The 17,141-nt window shown below is 47.3% G+C and carries 14 protein-coding genes and 8 tRNA genes; 13 read left to right on the plus strand and 9 right to left on the minus strand.

Annotation, left to right across the window (positions count from 1 at the left end; all coding sequences use genetic code 11):
- Nucleotides 1-91: 91 nt before the first annotated feature.
- The 6 genes from lnt to AC5YB1_RS06285 all read right to left on the minus strand — a co-directional run bounded on the left by lnt (nucleotide 92) and on the right by AC5YB1_RS06285 (nucleotide 6,148).
- Complete coding sequence (gene lnt / locus AC5YB1_RS06260; protein WP_494521148.1) at nucleotides 92-1,654, minus strand: apolipoprotein N-acyltransferase; 1,563 nt, start codon at nucleotides 1,652-1,654, stop codon at nucleotides 92-94.
- A 26-nt stretch (nucleotides 1,655-1,680) separates the two neighbouring features.
- Nucleotides 1,681-2,556 carry a CNNM family magnesium/cobalt transport protein CorC gene (gene corC, locus AC5YB1_RS06265; RefSeq protein ID WP_110457830.1) on the minus strand — a complete coding sequence of 292 codons (876 nt, stop codon included), beginning with the start codon at nucleotides 2,554-2,556 and terminating at the stop codon, nucleotides 1,681-1,683.
- A gap of 26 nt (nucleotides 2,557-2,582) precedes the next feature.
- Nucleotides 2,583-3,059, minus strand: coding sequence for an rRNA maturation RNase YbeY (gene ybeY, locus AC5YB1_RS06270; protein ID WP_110457829.1), 477 nt, complete (start codon nucleotides 3,057-3,059; stop codon nucleotides 2,583-2,585).
- Nucleotides 3,049-4,092, minus strand: a complete 1,044-nt coding sequence (locus AC5YB1_RS06275; RefSeq protein ID WP_475514597.1) for a PhoH family protein — start codon at nucleotides 4,090-4,092, stop codon at nucleotides 3,049-3,051. The genes ybeY and AC5YB1_RS06275 overlap by 11 nt, the downstream gene beginning before the upstream one ends.
- Before the next feature lie 224 nt (nucleotides 4,093-4,316).
- A complete protein-coding gene (gene miaB / locus AC5YB1_RS06280) occupies nucleotides 4,317-5,741 on the minus strand; it encodes a tRNA (N6-isopentenyl adenosine(37)-C2)-methylthiotransferase MiaB (protein WP_475514596.1) in 1,425 nt (474 codons plus the stop codon).
- A 98-nt stretch (nucleotides 5,742-5,839) separates the two neighbouring features.
- Nucleotides 5,840-6,148 (minus strand): hypothetical protein, encoded by a 309-nt coding sequence (locus AC5YB1_RS06285; protein WP_494521149.1) that lies wholly within the window; start codon nucleotides 6,146-6,148, stop codon nucleotides 5,840-5,842.
- Nucleotides 6,149-6,497: 349 nt separating this feature from the next.
- Here AC5YB1_RS06285 and AC5YB1_RS06290 point away from each other — a divergent pair, with 349 nt between their 5' ends.
- The 11 genes from AC5YB1_RS06290 to AC5YB1_RS06340 all read left to right on the plus strand — a co-directional run bounded on the left by AC5YB1_RS06290 (nucleotide 6,498) and on the right by AC5YB1_RS06340 (nucleotide 11,211).
- Nucleotides 6,498-7,634, plus strand: a complete 1,137-nt coding sequence (locus AC5YB1_RS06290; RefSeq protein ID WP_494521595.1) for an FAD-dependent monooxygenase — start codon at nucleotides 6,498-6,500, stop codon at nucleotides 7,632-7,634.
- Between the two features lie 244 nt (nucleotides 7,635-7,878).
- The gene (pth, locus tag AC5YB1_RS06295; RefSeq protein ID WP_110457825.1) at nucleotides 7,879-8,466 is read left to right on the plus strand and encodes an aminoacyl-tRNA hydrolase; all 588 of its coding nucleotides are present in this window, start codon (nucleotides 7,879-7,881) and stop codon (nucleotides 8,464-8,466) included.
- 82 nt (nucleotides 8,467-8,548) lie between these two features.
- Nucleotides 8,549-9,640, plus strand: coding sequence for a redox-regulated ATPase YchF (gene ychF, locus AC5YB1_RS06300; protein ID WP_494521150.1), 1,092 nt, complete (start codon nucleotides 8,549-8,551; stop codon nucleotides 9,638-9,640).
- Nucleotides 9,641-9,938: 298 nt separating this feature from the next.
- Nucleotides 9,939-10,015, plus strand: a tRNA-Met gene (locus AC5YB1_RS06305).
- 255 nt (nucleotides 10,016-10,270) lie between these two features.
- Nucleotides 10,271-10,355: transfer RNA gene (locus tag AC5YB1_RS06310), tRNA-Leu, on the plus strand.
- Between the two features lie 51 nt (nucleotides 10,356-10,406).
- Nucleotides 10,407-10,481: transfer RNA gene (locus AC5YB1_RS06315), tRNA-Gln, on the plus strand.
- 23 nt (nucleotides 10,482-10,504) lie between these two features.
- Nucleotides 10,505-10,579: transfer RNA gene (locus tag AC5YB1_RS06320), tRNA-Gln, on the plus strand.
- A gap of 20 nt (nucleotides 10,580-10,599) precedes the next feature.
- A tRNA-Met gene (locus tag AC5YB1_RS06325) sits at nucleotides 10,600-10,676 on the plus strand.
- Nucleotides 10,677-10,830: 154 nt separating this feature from the next.
- A tRNA-Leu gene (locus AC5YB1_RS06330) sits at nucleotides 10,831-10,915 on the plus strand.
- 56 nt (nucleotides 10,916-10,971) lie between these two features.
- Nucleotides 10,972-11,046: transfer RNA gene (locus tag AC5YB1_RS06335), tRNA-Gln, on the plus strand.
- 80 nt (nucleotides 11,047-11,126) lie between these two features.
- A tRNA-Leu gene (locus AC5YB1_RS06340) sits at nucleotides 11,127-11,211 on the plus strand.
- Between the two features lie 528 nt (nucleotides 11,212-11,739).
- Here the strand turns inward: AC5YB1_RS06340 and AC5YB1_RS06345 are convergent.
- The 3 genes from AC5YB1_RS06345 to lolB all read right to left on the minus strand — a co-directional run bounded on the left by AC5YB1_RS06345 (nucleotide 11,740) and on the right by lolB (nucleotide 14,251).
- Nucleotides 11,740-12,687 (minus strand): ribose-phosphate pyrophosphokinase, encoded by a 948-nt coding sequence (locus tag AC5YB1_RS06345; RefSeq protein ID WP_110457872.1) that lies wholly within the window; start codon nucleotides 12,685-12,687, stop codon nucleotides 11,740-11,742.
- A gap of 66 nt (nucleotides 12,688-12,753) precedes the next feature.
- Entirely contained in the window at nucleotides 12,754-13,608 is an 855-nt protein-coding gene (ispE, locus tag AC5YB1_RS06350; RefSeq protein WP_494521151.1) for a 4-(cytidine 5'-diphospho)-2-C-methyl-D-erythritol kinase, read from the minus strand.
- Nucleotides 13,598-14,251 carry a lipoprotein insertase outer membrane protein LolB gene (gene lolB / locus AC5YB1_RS06355; protein WP_494521152.1) on the minus strand — a complete coding sequence of 218 codons (654 nt, stop codon included), beginning with the start codon at nucleotides 14,249-14,251 and terminating at the stop codon, nucleotides 13,598-13,600. Before lolB ends, ispE begins: the two co-directional genes overlap by 11 nt.
- Nucleotides 14,252-14,777: 526 nt before the next feature.
- Here lolB and hemA point away from each other — a divergent pair.
- Complete coding sequence (gene hemA, locus AC5YB1_RS06360; RefSeq protein ID WP_494521153.1) at nucleotides 14,778-16,028, plus strand: glutamyl-tRNA reductase; 1,251 nt, start codon at nucleotides 14,778-14,780, stop codon at nucleotides 16,026-16,028.
- 13 nt (nucleotides 16,029-16,041) lie between these two features.
- Complete coding sequence (gene prfA, locus AC5YB1_RS06365) at nucleotides 16,042-17,127, plus strand: peptide chain release factor 1 (protein ID WP_494521154.1); 1,086 nt, start codon at nucleotides 16,042-16,044, stop codon at nucleotides 17,125-17,127.
- Nucleotides 17,128-17,141: the final 14 nt, after the last annotated feature.

Below are 17,141 nucleotides of genomic sequence, written 5' to 3' on the forward strand. Positions count from 1 at the left end.
ATCACTATCGAAACGGCTAAGTGGTTAGCTTAATGTTTAGCTTAGTGTTTAGTTGATTTTCATACCTGTACGCTGAGCAATTGATAATCGCTCAGCGCACAAGCCATCGGCGCACAATCACATACCCCAATACGCCCCAACTAAATAGCAATATTGGCCATTGTCCCCAGCGGCTAAACAGCGTTTGCCCTGTCATTAGTGGGATACTGGCGTGTAATACCCCAGTTTCAAATTGCGGTAAGCTGGCGGTGATCTCGCCATCAACATTTACCACTGCGGTGACGCCATTATTGGTGCCCCTGACTAAGGGGCGACCCAGCTCAATGGCGCGCATCTGGGCAATCTCCATATGCTGCAAAGGACCATTTGAGCGGCCAAACCACGCGTCGTTAGACACCGTCAGCAGTAATTCGGTGTTGTTGGTCACATTAGCGCGCAGTTGCTCAGGAAAGGCTATTTCGTAGCAGATAGCGGGCGCGACTTGATGGCCTAGGGCATTGAGATTAGGTTGCTGATAATCGCCGCGAGCAAATGAAGACATGGGTAAGTTGAAAAAAGGTGCTAGCGGGCGTAGCAAGGACTCAAAGGGCACAAATTCACCAATAGGGAGAAGGTGATGCTTTCTAAACTCATTAATTCCATTGGCTTGATAATCCGGGCTACTTTGCATCGGCGCCTGGTGATTGCCTAAGACAATAAGCGAGTTATAAAACTGCTGTTGTTGACGGCTGATAATGCCGGTAATGATGGCGCTATTATTAAGATTGGCCACCTGATTGGCATTGTCGAGAAAATCACTCACCATATCTTCAGGAGCGGGAATTGCAGCCTCTGGCCAGATAAAAATATCGGTATTAGCAAATTCAGGTCGCGACAAGTCCATATATTTAAGCATGGTGGGCCATAGGGCTTCGGGCTGCCATTTCATGCTTTGGGCAATATTGCCTTGCACCAAGGTGACATTAACCTGTTTACCGGTAGGCGTGATGGGTGACAGTACTTTAGTCATGTAGCTCGCTGAGCAGGCCACTAATACGATGATGAATAAAGGCGCGCCGCGCTTTGCCAATGATGTTTTATGAGCGCTAAACAGCAACGCAAGCGCGCCAGCCAACAGTGCTACTAGGTAACTGAGGCCGAGTGCGCCGATCACACTGGCTAATGGACTCAACGGGCCGCTGGTTTGGCTGTACCCGGCCCATAACCAAGGAAACCCCGTCAATACCCAGCCACGAGACCATTCGGTGAGCATCCAAAGGGCAGGGAAGAGTAATAGGTTGCGCAGATAATGCGATTGCGGCGTCAGCTTGGCCAGTAAATAGCCTGCCAGCGCAGGATACAGTGCCAAATACAGGGCCAATAACGCCATTAATCCAATAGAGGCCGCCAGCGGCAGGCCGCCGAAGGTGTCCATGCTCACGTGCACCCAGCTAATGCCTACTGAGAAGCAGCCAAAGCCAAAGCTAAGCCAATAGTAAAATGTCAGCTTCGGTGAGAGTGGCTGGCTTTGACTAAGGGCAAAGGCCATTGAAACCAGATAGATAGGCCATAGGCCATAGGGAGCAAACGCAAGGGTAGTGCTGGCACCCGCCAGATAGGCGAGCACCAGTTTTAACCAAGGTTGATGGGCTATAGCCCTAAGTGGTAGCAGCATTTAAGCCTCATCAAGGGGATACGAAACTAGTCGTTATCGTTGTCAGTTTGGTTATCGGGTAATTTAACCCTGAGTTGGACCAGTCTGCGGGTATCGGCGCTAATGACTTTAAATTCTATATCGTCGATCATCACCTTTTCATTACGTTCAGGCAGGTGCCCAAAAGCATGGGAGACCAAACCACCGACAGTATCAAATTCTTCGTCACTAAAGTGAGTACCAAATTTTTCATTAAAGTCTTCAATGGGCGTTAAGGCTTTAACCATATAAAGCTGTTTGCCCACTTGACGGATTTCCGTTTCTTCGGCCGAATCGTGGTCAAATTCATCTTCAATTTCACCGACAATCTCTTCGAGAATATCTTCAATCGTCACCAAGCCCGATACGCCACCATATTCATCGACGACAATCGCCATGTGGTAGCGTTGTGAACGGAACTCTTTTAATAAGACATCAACACGCTTGCTCTCTGGCACAACAACAGCAGGGCGGATCACTTGCCCTAAAGAAAAAGGTTCGTCGTTGTTTTTAAAGCCGTATTTAAGCAGATCTTTGGCAAGTAAAATGCCTTCGATATGATCTTTATCTTCGTTGACGACAGGAAAGCGAGAGTGTGCAGAACCAATGACTGTCGACAGTAGTTCTTCAACTGTACTATCAATCTTTAGCGCCACAATTTGTGCTCGTGGGATCATGATGTCACGCACGCGCAGATCGGAAACTTCTAAAACACCTTTTATCATCTCGCGAGTGTCTTCGCTAATCACTTCTCTTAGCTCAGCATCGTGGATCACTTCCACTAACTCGTCGCGACTCTGTGGTTCGCCCTGGAATAACTGACTTACTTTTTCAAACCAGCCCTTCTTGTGGGCGTTGGTACTCGGTGGGATGTCATCGCTCATAGTAATTTCCTGGCTATTACAGCCAATTATTGCTCCTTGTAAGGATTAGGAAAGCCTAGGCTTTCAATCAGTTGAGTCTCTAAGGACTCCATCTCTTCTGCTTCGCTATCATCGATGTGATCATACCCTAGCAGATGCAGACAACCATGTACAACCATATGAGCCCAGTGGGCTTCTAAGGCTTTATCTTGTTGTTTTGCTTCAGCTTCGACAACGGGTACGCAGATCACTAAATCGCCAAGTAGTGGTAATTCCACTTCTGGAGGCGCTTCAAACGGGAATGATAGCACATTTGTCGGCTTGTCTTTACCGCGATAGCTATGATTTAAGCGTTGGCTCTCTTCTATGTCAACCAGTCGAATCGTCATTTCAGCTTCGGCCATAGTGTTGCCCAGTGCTAAGCGCACCCAGGTTTCAAATTGTGCCTGAGTCGGAAGCGCTTGGCTGTCGGTTGCAATTTGCAGGTCGAGACTCAATGCAAGAGTAGGGTGATCAGACATCATGTTGGGCTTGTTCCTGGGTTTGGTATTGGCTTGCGCGCTTGGCTTTTTCGCTAGCCATTTTTTGCTCATGGGCTTCATAAGCTTCGACAATTCGGGCCACAACGGGGTGGCGCACCACATCTTTGGCTTGGAAAAAGTTAAAGCTCACCTCATCGACATCACTAAGGACTTCAATGGCGTGACGCAAGCCTGATTTTTGGTGCTTGGGCAGATCGATCTGAGTAATATCGCCGGTGATCACGGCGCGCGAATTAAAACCGATGCGGGTTAAAAACATCTTCATCTGCTCGACGGTGGTATTTTGGCTTTCGTCTAAGATGATAAAGGCATCGTTTAGGGTTCGTCCGCGCATATAGGCAAGTGGCGCCACTTCGATAACGCTGCGTTCAATTAATCGTTCGACTTTTTCAAAGCCCATCATCTCAAATAGTGCATCGTATAGCGGGCGCAGATACGGATCGACCTTTTGGCTTAAATCACCTGGCAGAAAGCCCAGTTTCTCACCGGCTTCAACCGCAGGGCGCGTCAGTAAGATGCGTCTTACCTCTTGGCGCTCGAGGGCATCGACTGCGGCGGCGACCGCAAGGTAGGTTTTACCCGTACCAGCAGGGCCAACGCCAAAGCTGATGTCATGGCGGACGATATTGGCCACATAATCACTTTGGTTGGGGTTTCTTGGCTTAATGACACCGCGTTTGGTTTTTATATACAGCTCTTTGTCATCGCGGGGGGCGTCGGCCTCTAGCGCGATGGCAGCTTGAATAGCCATATGAACAGCATCTGGCTCTAAGTCAGGAGTACTGCCTCGTACAGGCTGGGTTTCAACATACAGCTCTTTGAGTAAGTTGTTGGCGGTTAAGCAGTTGCGTGGCAGGCCAACAATTTGAAAATGGTTGTTGCGGTAATTGATCTCAACACCGATGCGGCGTTCTAACTGTTTGATGTTGTCATCAAAAGGGCCGCATAGCGATGCAAGCCTACGGCTGTCAGCGGGTTCGAGATACAAATTGAGGGTGGTTAATTTATTTGACAAAAATAACTCCAAATGATGTTTGTCTGTATCCACAAATAGGGTTAATTCAGACAGTTTACGAGGCATTAAGTTGAAATGCTAACGCTAATTTTAGTGATCGATTCCATTCAAAGGGGACCACAGGTGTAGTGGCCTAGGTGTACTGGCAAGTCGAGCGAGCAATAAAAAAGCGACTGTGATGACAGTCGCTTTGATTCAACTTAGGTTGTCACTCGCCCAAGTGTTTAAGGGATGTACTGGGTGACGCCTAGCTCATCATCTTTCTTGTGCTTAGCTAAGATGTCTGATGGACGAAGATCGCGACGTAAATCCATCTCATCTTCACCACGGATAAAGATACCGCGTAATGAATTAGTGTAAACGTCGACAATTTCAACATCGACAAAGCTGCCAATGTGCTTAGGATCGCCCTCGAAGTTCACCACGCGGTTATTCTCGGTGCGTCCACGTAGCTCCATTGGGTTTTTAACCGATGGCCCTTCGACTAAGATACGCTGCACGGTCCCGAGCATTTGACGACTGTAACGCATCGCTTGCTGGGTGATCCTGTCTTGCAATATGGCTAAGCGCTCTTTTTTCTCTTCCATTGAGACATCATCTGGCAGATCGGCCGCAGGCGTGCCCGGACGAGCGCTATAGATAAAGCTAAAGCTGTGGTCAAATTGCACATCTTCTATCAACTTCATGGTGTCAGCGAAATCTTGTTTCGACTCACCGGGGAAGCCAATAATAAAGTCAGAGCTTATCTGAATATCGGGACGTGCTTTGCGCAGACGACGAATGATAGATTTATATTCAATCGCCATATGACCGCGTTTCATCTGGGTCAAAATCAGATCGGAGCCCGACTGCACAGGCAGGTGCAGGAAGCTCACCAATTCTGGGGTATCTTCATATACATCTATGATATCTTGAGTAAATTCAATCGGATGGCTGGTGGTAAAACGAATACGGTCAATACCGTCGATGGCTGCCACATAGCGCAGCAGTTCGGCAAACGTACAAATGTCATCGTCGTGAGTAGCACCACGATAAGCATTCACGTTTTGGCCAAGTAGATTGACCTCACGCACTCCTTGAGCCGCTAATTGGGCGATCTCTAAAATGACGTCATCGAGCGGGCGGCTGACCTCTTCACCGCGTGTGTATGGCACTACGCAGAAAGAGCAGTACTTGCTACAGCCTTCCATAATCGATACGAAGGCACTTGGCCCTTCGGCACGTGGCTCTGGCAGGCGGTCAAATTTCTCGATTTCAGGGAAACTGACATCGATAACCGCTTTGCCGCCTTGCTGGATTTGGTCAATCATTTCAGGCAAACGGTGCAAGGTCTGTGGCCCAAAGATCAGATCCACACACTGGGCTCTGTCTTTAATCGCCTTACCTTCTTGCGAGGCAACGCAGCCGCCAACACCAATGATAAGGCTTGGATTTTTATCTTTTAAGGTTTTCCAGCGACCAAGCTGGTGAAACACCTTTTCTTGCGCTTTTTCACGGATTGAGCAGGTGTTAAGCAGCAGTACATCCGCCTCTTCTGCATTATCCGTTAAGGTATACCCTTGGTATTCGTCTAGTAGGTCGGCCATCTTTGATGAGTCATACTCATTCATCTGACAGCCCCAAGTTTTAATATGGAGTTTCTTACTCATCAGTTTTGCGCCGTGGTTGCAATTACTGGGAAAAATAGCGCGACATTTTACCCTTTGAGCATCACTCTGGCTACCTTTTGCGCGTTATATATTAGAAATTACTCCGGGCTAAAGGTTTTTGCCGTTAACATTGAAGTTGGCGTTGTGTCGAAAGCAGGTTCAAGGGCTGCCGTTTCGAAGGCTCGGGCCATTGCAAGGCTGCTACTTCTGGCTTGATCTTGTATGCTGTCATAGATTTCAACTCTATATTGACTGCGCCATTCTGTCGTATATTGATATAGGGCATAATCTAGCGGTGCGCGGTAGGTTACAGTAATGACTTCCATAACCTCAGTTTGTTCGGCTAACGCTACATTGGCGATTAATGATGAGGAAATCATTACACTGGCAATTATTGAGCGTTTCATAGTGAACCTCTAATGCAATAAATAGTGAATGTAGGTGCATGAGTGAGTATCCATACTGACTAACGTCCACAACCACTATAGGACAAGCTGGGCTTGGGCTCAGCCGCCTTTGTAACTGAGTGTGAGTGAGTGCTGTGTCAGTCATATTTGCATACGTAATAGGCCTAATTGACATATTTAGACACAGAAATTGGCCGTCCAGCGATCTAAAGTGCTATCGCTATAGGTAATAGCTCTTTGTTTAGTCATAATCGGGCACTAGAAAGTTATCCATCAGGGAGAAAAGCGCAAGGTGAGTCAGAATCAAAGCCAACATCTAGAGCAAGATATCGTGATCCTCGGCGGTGGCATGGTGGGAGCCGCGACCGCAATTGGGTTAGCTCAGCTAGGGTTAAAGGTTGCCGTTATTGAATCTTTTGCGCCTAAAGCGTACAGCCCTGAGCAACCATTGGATTTACGTGTTTCAGCCATCAGCGTCGCTTCTGAGCAGTTGCTGCAACAGCTAGGAGCGCTCGAGGCTATTGCCGCGATGCGTCAAGTTGCCTATAAAGGGCTGGAAACCTGGGAGCTTGATGGGTGCCAGACACAGTTCCATAGCGATCAAGTTGGGGCGACTCATCTTGGGCACATTGTCGAAAATCGTGTGGTGCAACTAGCCTTATGGCAAGCATTTGACCAATATGATAATTTGCAGCTTATCTGCCCGGTGAAGGTCGACCAGCTTAACCGTAGCGAGCAGAGGGTTAGGCTGCAATTAAGTAATAACACAAGCATAGATACTCGCTTGTTAGTCGGCGCCGATGGGGCTAACTCTCAAGTTCGTCAGTGGGCAGGGATCGGTTTGACGGGGTGGGATTATGCCCAGTCGGCGATGTTGATTAATATTGAGACCCAGCAGGAAGAGCAAGATGTCACTTGGCAACAGTTTACTCCCCAAGGCCCACGCTCTTTGTTGCCGCTACCGGGTCGCAACGCGTCTTTAGTGTGGTACGACGATGCAAATAGGATTGCGCAGTTAAGCGGATTAAGTTCTGAGGCGATGTACGATCAAATTAACGCCCATTTCCCCGCGCGCCTCGATCGGGCATTTAAAGTGGTGTCTCATGGTAGCTTTAAGCTTACCAGACGTCATGCGCAGCGCTACTATCAGGATAATGTGGTGATTTTAGGTGACGCCGCCCACACGATCAATCCATTAGCTGGTCAAGGGGTGAATATTGGCTTTAAAGATGTGGCTGCATTAATAGCATCGGTTAAAGAGGCAATCGATGCTCAGCGCAGCTGGTGGACTCAAGATGTGTTGGCGCAATATCAGCGCCGCCGCTATGGCGACAATTTGTTGATGATGAGCACCATGGATCTCTTTTATGCCGGCTTTAGTAACAATAACTTGCCGCTGAAATTACTGCGTAATAGTGCACTTAAAATCGCCAATATTGACTCGCCGATTAAACATAAGGTGTTGAAATACGCCATGGGCCTCTAAGCGTCAACTCAAACGAGCTGGCTTTACCTATCATCTAATGGATCGAGCCGCTCACCGTTCAGCCTCCTCACCTCTCATGGCGATTGATTTAGCGGGTGAGGTTAATCGCTTAGGCCTTAGGGCATGGCGCAGTGCTAACCTTCCTTAAATTCCGCTGTCTTCACTACAACAAATTTGTTGCTCGGGCGATAGAGTGCTAAAATGCCGCGTTTTTATGCGCCCTTGCGAGATGGACATAGGTTAAATGAGCAATATTAAGCTGATTGTTGGGCTTGCAAACCCAGGTGAGAAGTACGAGCAAACCCGCCACAATGCGGGCGCTTGGTATGTTAATGAACTGGCGCGCGTTTGCGGCGTAACATTAGTTGCAGACAGTAAATATTACGGCCTTACAGCGAGAGCGACCCTATACGGTAAAGATGTTCGCCTATTGATCCCAACCACGTTTATGAACCTCAGCGGTAAATCGGTTGGTGCCTTGGCTAATTTCTTTCGCATCGAACCCGAAGAGATCCTGGTCGCCCATGATGAACTGGATATGCCGCCCGGCGTGGCCAAGTTTAAACTCGGTGGCGGTCATGGTGGTCACAACGGTTTAAAAGATATCATTGCTAGGCTTGCCAATAATAAAGGCTTTTATCGTTTGCGCATTGGTATCGGTCATCCAGGTGATAAGAGCCTAGTGAGCAATTATGTTTTAGGTAAGGCGCCGCAAGTTGAGCAAAGGTTAATCGAAGACGTGATTGACGAAGCGGTGCGGGCCACCGAACTGTTATTTAAAGAAGATATGAGTAAGGCGATGCATAGACTGCATTCTTACAAGGCGGGTTAATCCATCACATTCTGAAGCAATCAGGTGTGAGCAGCGTTATTATTAGTTGTGCTGATAATACTAATTGAATAAAGGTAAAAATATGGGTTTTAAATGTGGCATCGTTGGCCTACCAAACGTAGGTAAATCGACATTGTTCAACGCACTGACTAAAGCGGGCATCGAAGCGTCTAACTTCCCGTTTTGTACGATTGAACCTAACACCGGTGTGGTGCCTGTGCCCGATCCACGATTAGCGGCATTGGCTGAAATCGTTAAGCCTGAGCGTATTTTGCCGACCACGATGGAATTTGTCGACATCGCAGGCCTAGTGGCGGGCGCTTCTAAAGGTGAAGGGCTTGGAAATAAGTTCCTTGCTAATATTCGTGAAACCGATGCGATTGGTCATGTTGTGCGTTGCTTTGAAGATGACAATATCGTGCATGTGGCGAATAAAGTGTCGCCAGCCAGTGACATTGAAGTGATCAATACCGAATTAGCCTTAGCTGACTTAGACTCGTGCGAGCGCGCTATTACGCGTCAGCAAAAGCGTGCAAAAGGTGGCGATCAAGAAGCTAAGTTCGAAGTCAGCGTGTTAGAAAAGATGCGCCCAGTATTGGACGAAGGTCAAATGCTGCGTTCAATGGACTTAACTAAGGAAGAGTTGGCGGCAGTCGCTTACCTTAATTTCCTTACACTTAAGCCAACCATGTATATCGCGAACGTCGCTGAAGATGGCTTTGAAAATAATCCGCATCTGGATACGGTTCGCGACATTGCGGCCAAAGAGAATGCCGTGGTGGTTGCCGTGTGTGCTGCCATTGAATCTGAGCTGGCTGAGATGGACGCTGAAGACCGTGAAGAGTTTATGGCCGACCTTGGCTTAACCGAACCTGGATTGGATCGTGTGATCCGCGCTGGTTACGAGCTACTCGATCTGCACACCTACTTTACCGCAGGTGTTAAAGAGGTGCGTGCTTGGACCGTTAAAGTTGGGGCGAGTGCACCACAAGCCGCTGGCGTTATCCATACGGACTTTGAGCGCGGCTTTATTCGCGCCCAGGTGATGTCTTATGATGACTTTATTACCTATAAAGGTGAAGCTGGCGCGAAAGAAGCGGGTAAACTGCGTATCGAAGGTAAAACCTATATCGTTAAAGATGGCGATGTAATGCACTTCCTATTTAACGTATAAGCACGAGGCTAATCTTGTTAATAAAATAGCAAGGGGCATCATAGAATCTAAACGGCTCAATACATTATTGAGCCGTTTTTGTATTTTAAGGCCTATATCGATCTGCTATTTAATCCCTGCCTAAGGCCTAATATGGCGCTTTTATCCGCTTTATTGGATAACTGCTGCTCACTTTGGTGAGTTTATAAGCGAACGATGAGGTAAGTGTAAATTAGCGAAAAAAAGCTGTTGACCTCAATACGCTGAATAAGCATAATACGCCCCGTTCCTCACCAAGAGGGACGCGTAAGAAAACGATGGCAATGTAGCTCAGCTGGTTAGAGCACAGCACTCATAATGCTGGGGTCGCAGGTTCAAGTCCCGCCATTGCTACCATCTTATTCGGATGGAAAATGAATGCGTAGCGAGTCGGTATAAGCCCCGGCAATATGGCTACCATCTTCTCTAAGATGTAAAACTTGAGGTAAGCCAACTAGTTGATGATTGATGTTATATCTGTCAGCAGAAATAGGGTTGGTAACATCTTAACAAAGATGTAAAACTAGGTACCGCGTGAGAGTGGTGGATGTTGATAGTTAGACTCGCCATATCTTAATGCCATCTTAATCTAGATGTAAAACCTGATGCAGTGCGGGAGTGGTGGAATTGGTAGACACGCCAGATTTAGGTTCTGGTGCCGTAAGGTGTGAGAGTTCAAGTCTCTCTTCCCGTACCATTTATTTTAAGTTAGAGATTGTAACGTCTTTAACTTGAAGCAAGAAAAGATTGGGGTATCGCCAAGCGGTAAGGCACCGGGTTTTGATCTCGGCATTCCCAGGTTCGAATCCTGGTACCCCAGCCATTTCTTTTTGCTTCACACAGTTTTGGGGTATCGCCAAGCGGTAAGGCACCGGGTTTTGATCTCGGCATCCCCAGGTTCGAATCCTGGTACCCCAGCCATTATCTATATGATAATATGTGGCAATGTAGCTCAGCTGGTTAGAGCACAGCACTCATAATGCTGGGGTCGCAGGTTCAAGTCCCGCCATTGCTACCATCTTATTCAGATGTAAAATGAAGGCGCAACTTGAGTGAGTTGCCATCTTAATCGAGATGTAAAGCTAGGTGCAGCGTGAGAGTAGTGGATGTTGATAGTTAGACACGCCAGATCCATAATGCCATCTTAATCAAGATGTAAAACTAGATGCAGTGCGGGAGTGGTGGAATTGGTAGACACGCCAGATTTAGGTTCTGGTGCCGTAAGGTGTGAGAGTTCAAGTCTCTCCTCCCGTACCATTTATTATAAGTTGCAACCTTGTAGTCTACGAGGATGTAACAAAAGCGAAAGCTTTTGGGGTATCGCCAAGCGGTAAGGCACCGGGTTTTGATCTCGGCATTCCCAGGTTCGAATCCTGGTACCCCAGCCATTATTAACCACCCAAGTCATTGACTTGAGTGAATGGGTTAGCCCCATCATCTTTAATCAGGATGTAAAACTTGATGCAGTGCGGGAGTGGTGGAATTGGTAGACACGCCAGATTTAGGTTCTGGTGCCGTAAGGTGTGAGAGTTCAAGTCTCTCCTCCCGTACCATTTATTAAAAACAAATAAGCCTGTCTTTTTGACGGGCTTTTTTGTGTCTGAAATCTGCTCCTGCTATCTTGCGCCCCTTATTGTTCATTAGTGCTAATCGATGCTCACTCATGGCTTAATCACCCCATAGCAGTCATTTTTATAGTTTTAGAGGCTTAACCCTTAATCACTACATACTGACTAAATCCGCGCGGTTGTTGATATTGCCATCTGTAATATTGCCACCTAAGGCATAGTAGGTCGTCAGAGCGACTGAGTGAATAGAGGGCAAGAAGGTAAAGAATAGCGATGTTTGGGCTGATGGCGCTTCTAATCGCACTTGTACATCGTTTTATTGGTTGCCATACAAATGATGTAAGCCAAGCGCGGGATGATAAGCTGCGCGGACTTAGGGCTATGTTATAGGCAGGACTGGAGATAAAGAGTAGAGCGGCATGTTGTGGGAGGGGACGCTCAGATGGCTGCCATTGAAAGGCATAAAAAAACGCACTCAATTGAGTGCGTTTTCTGTTTAAACAATCTAATTGATTAGTGCTTGAACATCGCAGAGATAGACTCTTCGTTACTGACACGGCGGATCGCTTCAGCCATCACAGTCGACATGGTCAACTGGGTAACCTTATCTAATGCTGCAATTTCAGGGCTTAGCGGAATGGTATCGGTCACAATGACTTCATCAATCACTGATTCAGCAATGTTCTTAGCAGCGTTGCCAGAGAATACTGGGTGAGTCGCATAAGCAAATACTCGGTTAGCACCATGTTCTTTTAATGCTTCAGCAGCTTTACACAGTGTGCCACCGGTATCAATCATATCGTCAACGATAATACAGTCACGGCCTTGAACGTCACCGATGATATGCATAACCTGCGCGACGTTTGCCTGTGGACGACGCTTATCGATAATGGCGAGATCTGAGTCATCAAGTAGTTTGGCGACCGCGCGAGCACGTACTACACCGCCGATATCGGGTGACACTACGACAGGGTTATCTAACTTCTTAGCTAACATATCTTCTAACAGTACTGGGCTACCAAATACGTTATCAACAGGTACATCGAAGAAACCTTGGATCTGCTCGGCATGTAAGTCACAAGTCAGTACGCGGTCAACGCCTACACTTGATAAGAAATCGGCAACCACTTTAGCGGTAATAGGTACACGAGCGCTACGAACACGACGATCTTGACGTGCGTAACCAAAGTAAGGAATAACCGCTGTAATACGGCCAGCAGATGCGCGACGTAACGCATCAACCATCACGATAAGTTCCATCAAGTTATCGTTAGTCGGTGCACAAGTAGATTGAATGATAAATACATCCGCACCACGTACATTTTCGTTAATCTGGACACTGATTTCACCGTCGCTGAAAACGCCAACCTCTGCGTCTCCGAGTTTACAAAATAGACGATCTGCTATCTTCTTTGCGAGACTGGGTGTTGCGTTACCGGCAAATAGTTTAATGTCAGGCACTGTATGAACCTCAGGCGTATGCTTCATTTTAATGACCGGGATAAAGTAGCCTTATCCCGCATGATTCTAATCCTGCGCTAAGCGCAGCATTAATGGTGATTTATTTGTCCCTTTCGCGATAAAACCGCTCATATCGGCAGGCATTTTGGCAAATACCTGCTCAGCTTGCTCGCGAGTAGTGAATGTACCGAAAACACATGCACCTGTTCCGGTCATTCTAGACGGCGCATATTCTATCAGCCACGCCAATGCTTTGGCAACTTGGGGGTGACGTTTGGCGACCAGTTGTTGGCAATCATTGTGCCAGTTGCTGGTCATTAAATCGGCTAAAGACAACTTTGGTGTGTCTCGTGGTAATTGTGGGTCGTTAAATACCTCTGCCGTTGATACATGAACATCAGGTGTCACTACTAAATACCAAGGTTCTGGTAAATCTACCGCAATAAGTTTTTCACCTACCCCTTCGGCAAAAGCGGCTAAACCATTAATAAAAACAGGCACATCAGCACCTAAACTTAAGCCAATCTCTGCTAATTGTGTTAATGATAATTGGGTGTCCCATAAGTGGTTTAGCGCCACCAATGTTGTAGCCGCATCTGACGAGCCGCCGCCAATTCCACCGCCCATGGGTAATTTTTTATCGAGCCATATCTCTGCGCCTAAAGTGGTGGCGGTTTTTTTTTGCAGTGATTTTGCTGCTCTAAGAATTAAGTTATCTGTATTTGCGACAACATCACTGATGTTGGAGTGTAAGGTGAGTTCGCCAGTCTGGTTGATGGCAAAATCCAGTAGATCACCCTGCTCGATAAATTGAAACAGAGTTTGCAGTTCATGGTAACCGTCATGACGACGGCCATTGATGTGTAAAAACAGGTTAAGTTTTGCTGGCGCAGGCCATGCGGTAGAGCGTTTATTGGTCATGCGGTAGTCCGGCGTAATCAGTTAATTCTGTGCTGTTAGCAAGTGCTTGCCATAGATTAATTTGTATTTTTAATCGAACATCTTCACGGGTTAGTTCAAGTGTTCTAGGAAGTTGTGCGCCGCTTTGAGATTGCCAACTTTTAAACTCCACCTGCCATGGGGCTTGAGTCATGGTTGACTGCACTCGTTGAGGTCTGTGGTTGTTATCGTAACTGACTATCTGATCTGTAGGCGACACTTGGCCAGTTATCCATAATGGTAAATGTTCGACAGGGATAGACCAGCCTGTGAGCCGCTTGAGCAATTGCTCGGCATCATGATGCTCATAGGTGTTGTCGTCAATCATTAAACGAGCGCCATTGTCGTCACGCTCTAGCAGCATGATCGTTGTGCCTAACATTGTGGTTAGGCGTAATTGATCGCTGTCAGGGGTGTGAAGCCAATATAAATTAGTACTAAATTTATCGTCACGGGTTTTGGCCGCGAGCTTGCCCTGCATCTCCCAAGCTTTGGCCTGCTTTACATGGTCAACATTGACGGCCTGCAGAGCAATATCGGAGTGGCTTGCACACCCCCCTAACAATAAAGGGGTCAGTAATAGGGCGCTAATAAAGATTTTTGTGAAGTAGTTCAAATTATTCATCTATTACTGTTATATCGAGCCCATATCATACGAGCGCTGGATATAAATACCAATGCCAATCGTTAAATTTCCTGCTAACTCTAGGTTTAAAGGCGATACAACCTCTTGGTTCAATCACTTGTTTTTGGTCGTTTTTGTCCCGCTTTAACGTGAGAAATACGTTACAAACGAGATTATTATTCGGTTTTGTTAAGCGTATTCTGTTTTTAGTTGGCTCAATTCAGTAGAATGGCCGCCACTAAGAGAGATTAATCAGGGCGATGGCCCTTGCATGAGGATTTTGCCGCCAGTTGATATTAGGTCATGTGACTTGCATTACTCCTAAGTGTTGTCGGTTTATGGTGTAATGGTTACAGCACTTTGTTGGCAAAATTTAACTGCAAGCTAAACCCTAGTCGTTCGCCTCAAAGCCGTTAGTGGAGCAATATGAGCCAGTCGCATTTTCGCTTGTATTCTGACCACCGCTTTGAGCCAGAACAAATCTAATTCGCAAGATAAACAGACCCTAGAGACCAGAAAGAGTCAGATGAGCCTTGTAGCAATCGGTATTAATCATAAAACAGCGACGGTAGACCTACGTGAAAAAGTAGCGTTTTCACCCGATAAAATTCATGACGCGATGAAAAGCCTTGCCAGTCAAACCAAGACGGGTGAAGCGGTGATCATCTCGACCTGTAATCGCACCGAACTTTACTGTAACAACGGTGAAGTGCAGGACGTGATCAAGTGGTTAGAGGATTACCATCAGCTGTCCCATGAAGACGTGCTGCCTTGCCTGTACCAATATCGCGGCCAAGAGGCCGTGCGTCACCTGATGCGTGTCTCTGCTGGTCTCGACTCGCTTATCTTAGGTGAGCCACAGATTTTAGGCCAAGTTAAGCAATCTTTTGTTAAGGCCAAAGAAGCTGGCACGGTGGCAGTCACCATGGACCGACTGTTCCAAAATACCTTCTCTGTTGCTAAAAAAGTGCGCACCGAAACTGAAATCGGCGCCGCGGCCGTATCGGTGGCGTTTGCCGCCGTGAGCATGGCTAAACATATTTTCTCGGCTTTGAGTGCCACCAAGGTGTTACTCATCGGCGCAGGTGAGACCATAGAGTTGGTTGCTCGGCATCTTAAAGACAATGGCGTCGAGTCGATGATTGTGGCTAACCGCACAATTTCACGCGCCGAAGCCATGTGCGAAGAGTTCGGCGCGACCGCTATTACTCTAGAACAGATACCAGATTTTCTCCCTAAGGCCGATATCGTGATATCCTCTACCGCCAGCCCATTACCTATACTGGGTAAAGGCATGGTAGAAAAAGCGCTGAAACAGCGTCGTCATCAACCTATGTTGTTGGTTGATATAGCAGTTCCTAGAGATATTGAAGCCGAAGTAGGGGATCTAGATGATGCCTTTCTCTACACGGTTGACGACCTGCAAAGCATCATTGAACAGAATATGGCCTCCAGACGTGAGGCTGCCGAGCAAGCCGAATTAATTGTTGAAGAAGAATCTCATCTTTTCATGGAGTGGATCCGCTCATTAGAGTCGGTCGACAGTATTCGTGAATACCGTACCCAAAGTATGGCGATTAAAGATGAGCTGGTGGAGCGTGCGATCAATAAGTTAGCCCAAGGCGGTGATAGCGAACAGCTAATACTGGAACTGGCCAATAAGTTAACCAATAAATTGATCCATGCGCCGACTCAAGCCCTCACTCAGGCGAGTCGACGCGGTGACTTTAACAGTATCGGACAATTAAGAACGGCGCTTGGATTAGATAAAGACTAAGGTTAGCGTTGGAATGAAGGACAGTGTGATTCGCAAGCTTGAAGGCTTGCTTGAGCGTAATGAAGAAGTATTGGCGCTACTGAGCGATCCTAGCGTGATTGCCGACCAAGAGCGTTTTCGCGCTCTGTCCAAAGAGTATTCACAACTCGAAGACGTGGTAAGAAGCTTTAAGGCATTTCAACAGGCGCAGGCCGATCTCGAGTCGGCGCAAGAGATGTTAGCCGAAGACGATGCCGAGCTAAAAGAGATGGCGCAAGAAGAGATTAAAGCCGCCAAGCAAGTGATTGAGACGCTCGAAGACGAACTGCAGATCCTACTGCTGCCTAAAGATCCTAAAGACGACAACAATGCCTTCGTAGAAATTCGTGCCGGCGCAGGGGGTGATGAAGCTGCCATCTTTGCCGGTGATCTGTACCGTATGTATAGCCGTTACTGCGAAGCCAAACGTTGGCAGGTCGAGGTGATGAACGCCAACGAAGGCGAGCATGGTGGCTTTAAAGAGATCATCATTAAAGTGTCTGGCGATGGGGTTTATGGCCGACTGAAATTTGAATCGGGTGGTCACCGTGTACAGCGTGTGCCAGAGACCGAGTCGCAAGGACGAGTGCACACCTCTGCTTGCACTGTGGTGGTTATGCCTGAAGTCCCCGAAGCCGAAGCGATTCAAATTAATCCTGCCGATCTGAAAGTGGATACTTTCCGTGCATCGGGCGCGGGTGGTCAGCACGTTAACAAAACCGATTCGGCTATCCGTATTACGCACATTCCGTCTGGCATCATCGTAGAGTGTCAAGATCAGCGCTCGCAGCATAAAAACCGTGCTCAGGCGATGAGTGTACTGACGGCCCGTATACAAGCTGTTGAAGACGAAAAACGCCGCAGTGAAGAGGAATCGACTCGCCGAACATTAGTGGCCAGTGGTGATCGCTCTGAGCGTATCCGTACTTATAACTTCCCTCAGGGACGCGTCAGTGAGCACCGTATCAATTTGACTCTTTATCGCTTAAATGAAGTGATGGAAGGGGATTTAGATGCGATTATCGAACCACTAATGCAAGAAAACCAAGCCGATATGTTGGCTGCTTTAGCAGACGATTAATATACTCTAATATC

Source organism: Shewanella sp. 433 (assembly GCF_059338565.1).

Excerpts from the sequence above, each read along its gene's own strand:
- lnt (WP_494521148.1), bottom strand. The coding sequence starts at position 1,654 with ATGCTGCTACCACTTAGGGCTATAGCCCATCAACCTTGGTTAAAACTG.
- ispE (WP_494521151.1), bottom strand. The coding sequence starts at position 13,608 with ATGACCAATAAACGCTCTACCGCATGGCCTGCGCCAGCAAAACTTAAC.
- prfA (WP_494521154.1), top strand. The coding sequence starts at position 16,042 with ATGAAGGACAGTGTGATTCGCAAGCTTGAAGGCTTGCTTGAGCGTAAT.
- miaB (WP_475514596.1), bottom strand. The coding sequence starts at position 5,741 with ATGAGTAAGAAACTCCATATTAAAACTTGGGGCTGTCAGATGAATGAG.
- ybeY (WP_110457829.1), bottom strand. The coding sequence starts at position 3,059 with ATGATGTCTGATCACCCTACTCTTGCATTGAGTCTCGACCTGCAAATT.
- lolB (WP_494521152.1), bottom strand. The coding sequence starts at position 14,251 with ATGAATAATTTGAACTACTTCACAAAAATCTTTATTAGCGCCCTATTA.
- AC5YB1_RS06285 (WP_494521149.1), bottom strand. The coding sequence starts at position 6,148 with ATGAAACGCTCAATAATTGCCAGTGTAATGATTTCCTCATCATTAATC.
- ychF (WP_494521150.1), top strand. The coding sequence starts at position 8,549 with ATGGGTTTTAAATGTGGCATCGTTGGCCTACCAAACGTAGGTAAATCG.
- hemA (WP_494521153.1), top strand. The coding sequence starts at position 14,778 with ATGAGCCTTGTAGCAATCGGTATTAATCATAAAACAGCGACGGTAGAC.
- corC (WP_110457830.1), bottom strand. The coding sequence starts at position 2,556 with ATGAGCGATGACATCCCACCGAGTACCAACGCCCACAAGAAGGGCTGG.
- AC5YB1_RS06290 (WP_494521595.1), top strand. The coding sequence starts at position 6,498 with ATGGTGGGAGCCGCGACCGCAATTGGGTTAGCTCAGCTAGGGTTAAAG.
- pth (WP_110457825.1), top strand. The coding sequence starts at position 7,879 with ATGAGCAATATTAAGCTGATTGTTGGGCTTGCAAACCCAGGTGAGAAG.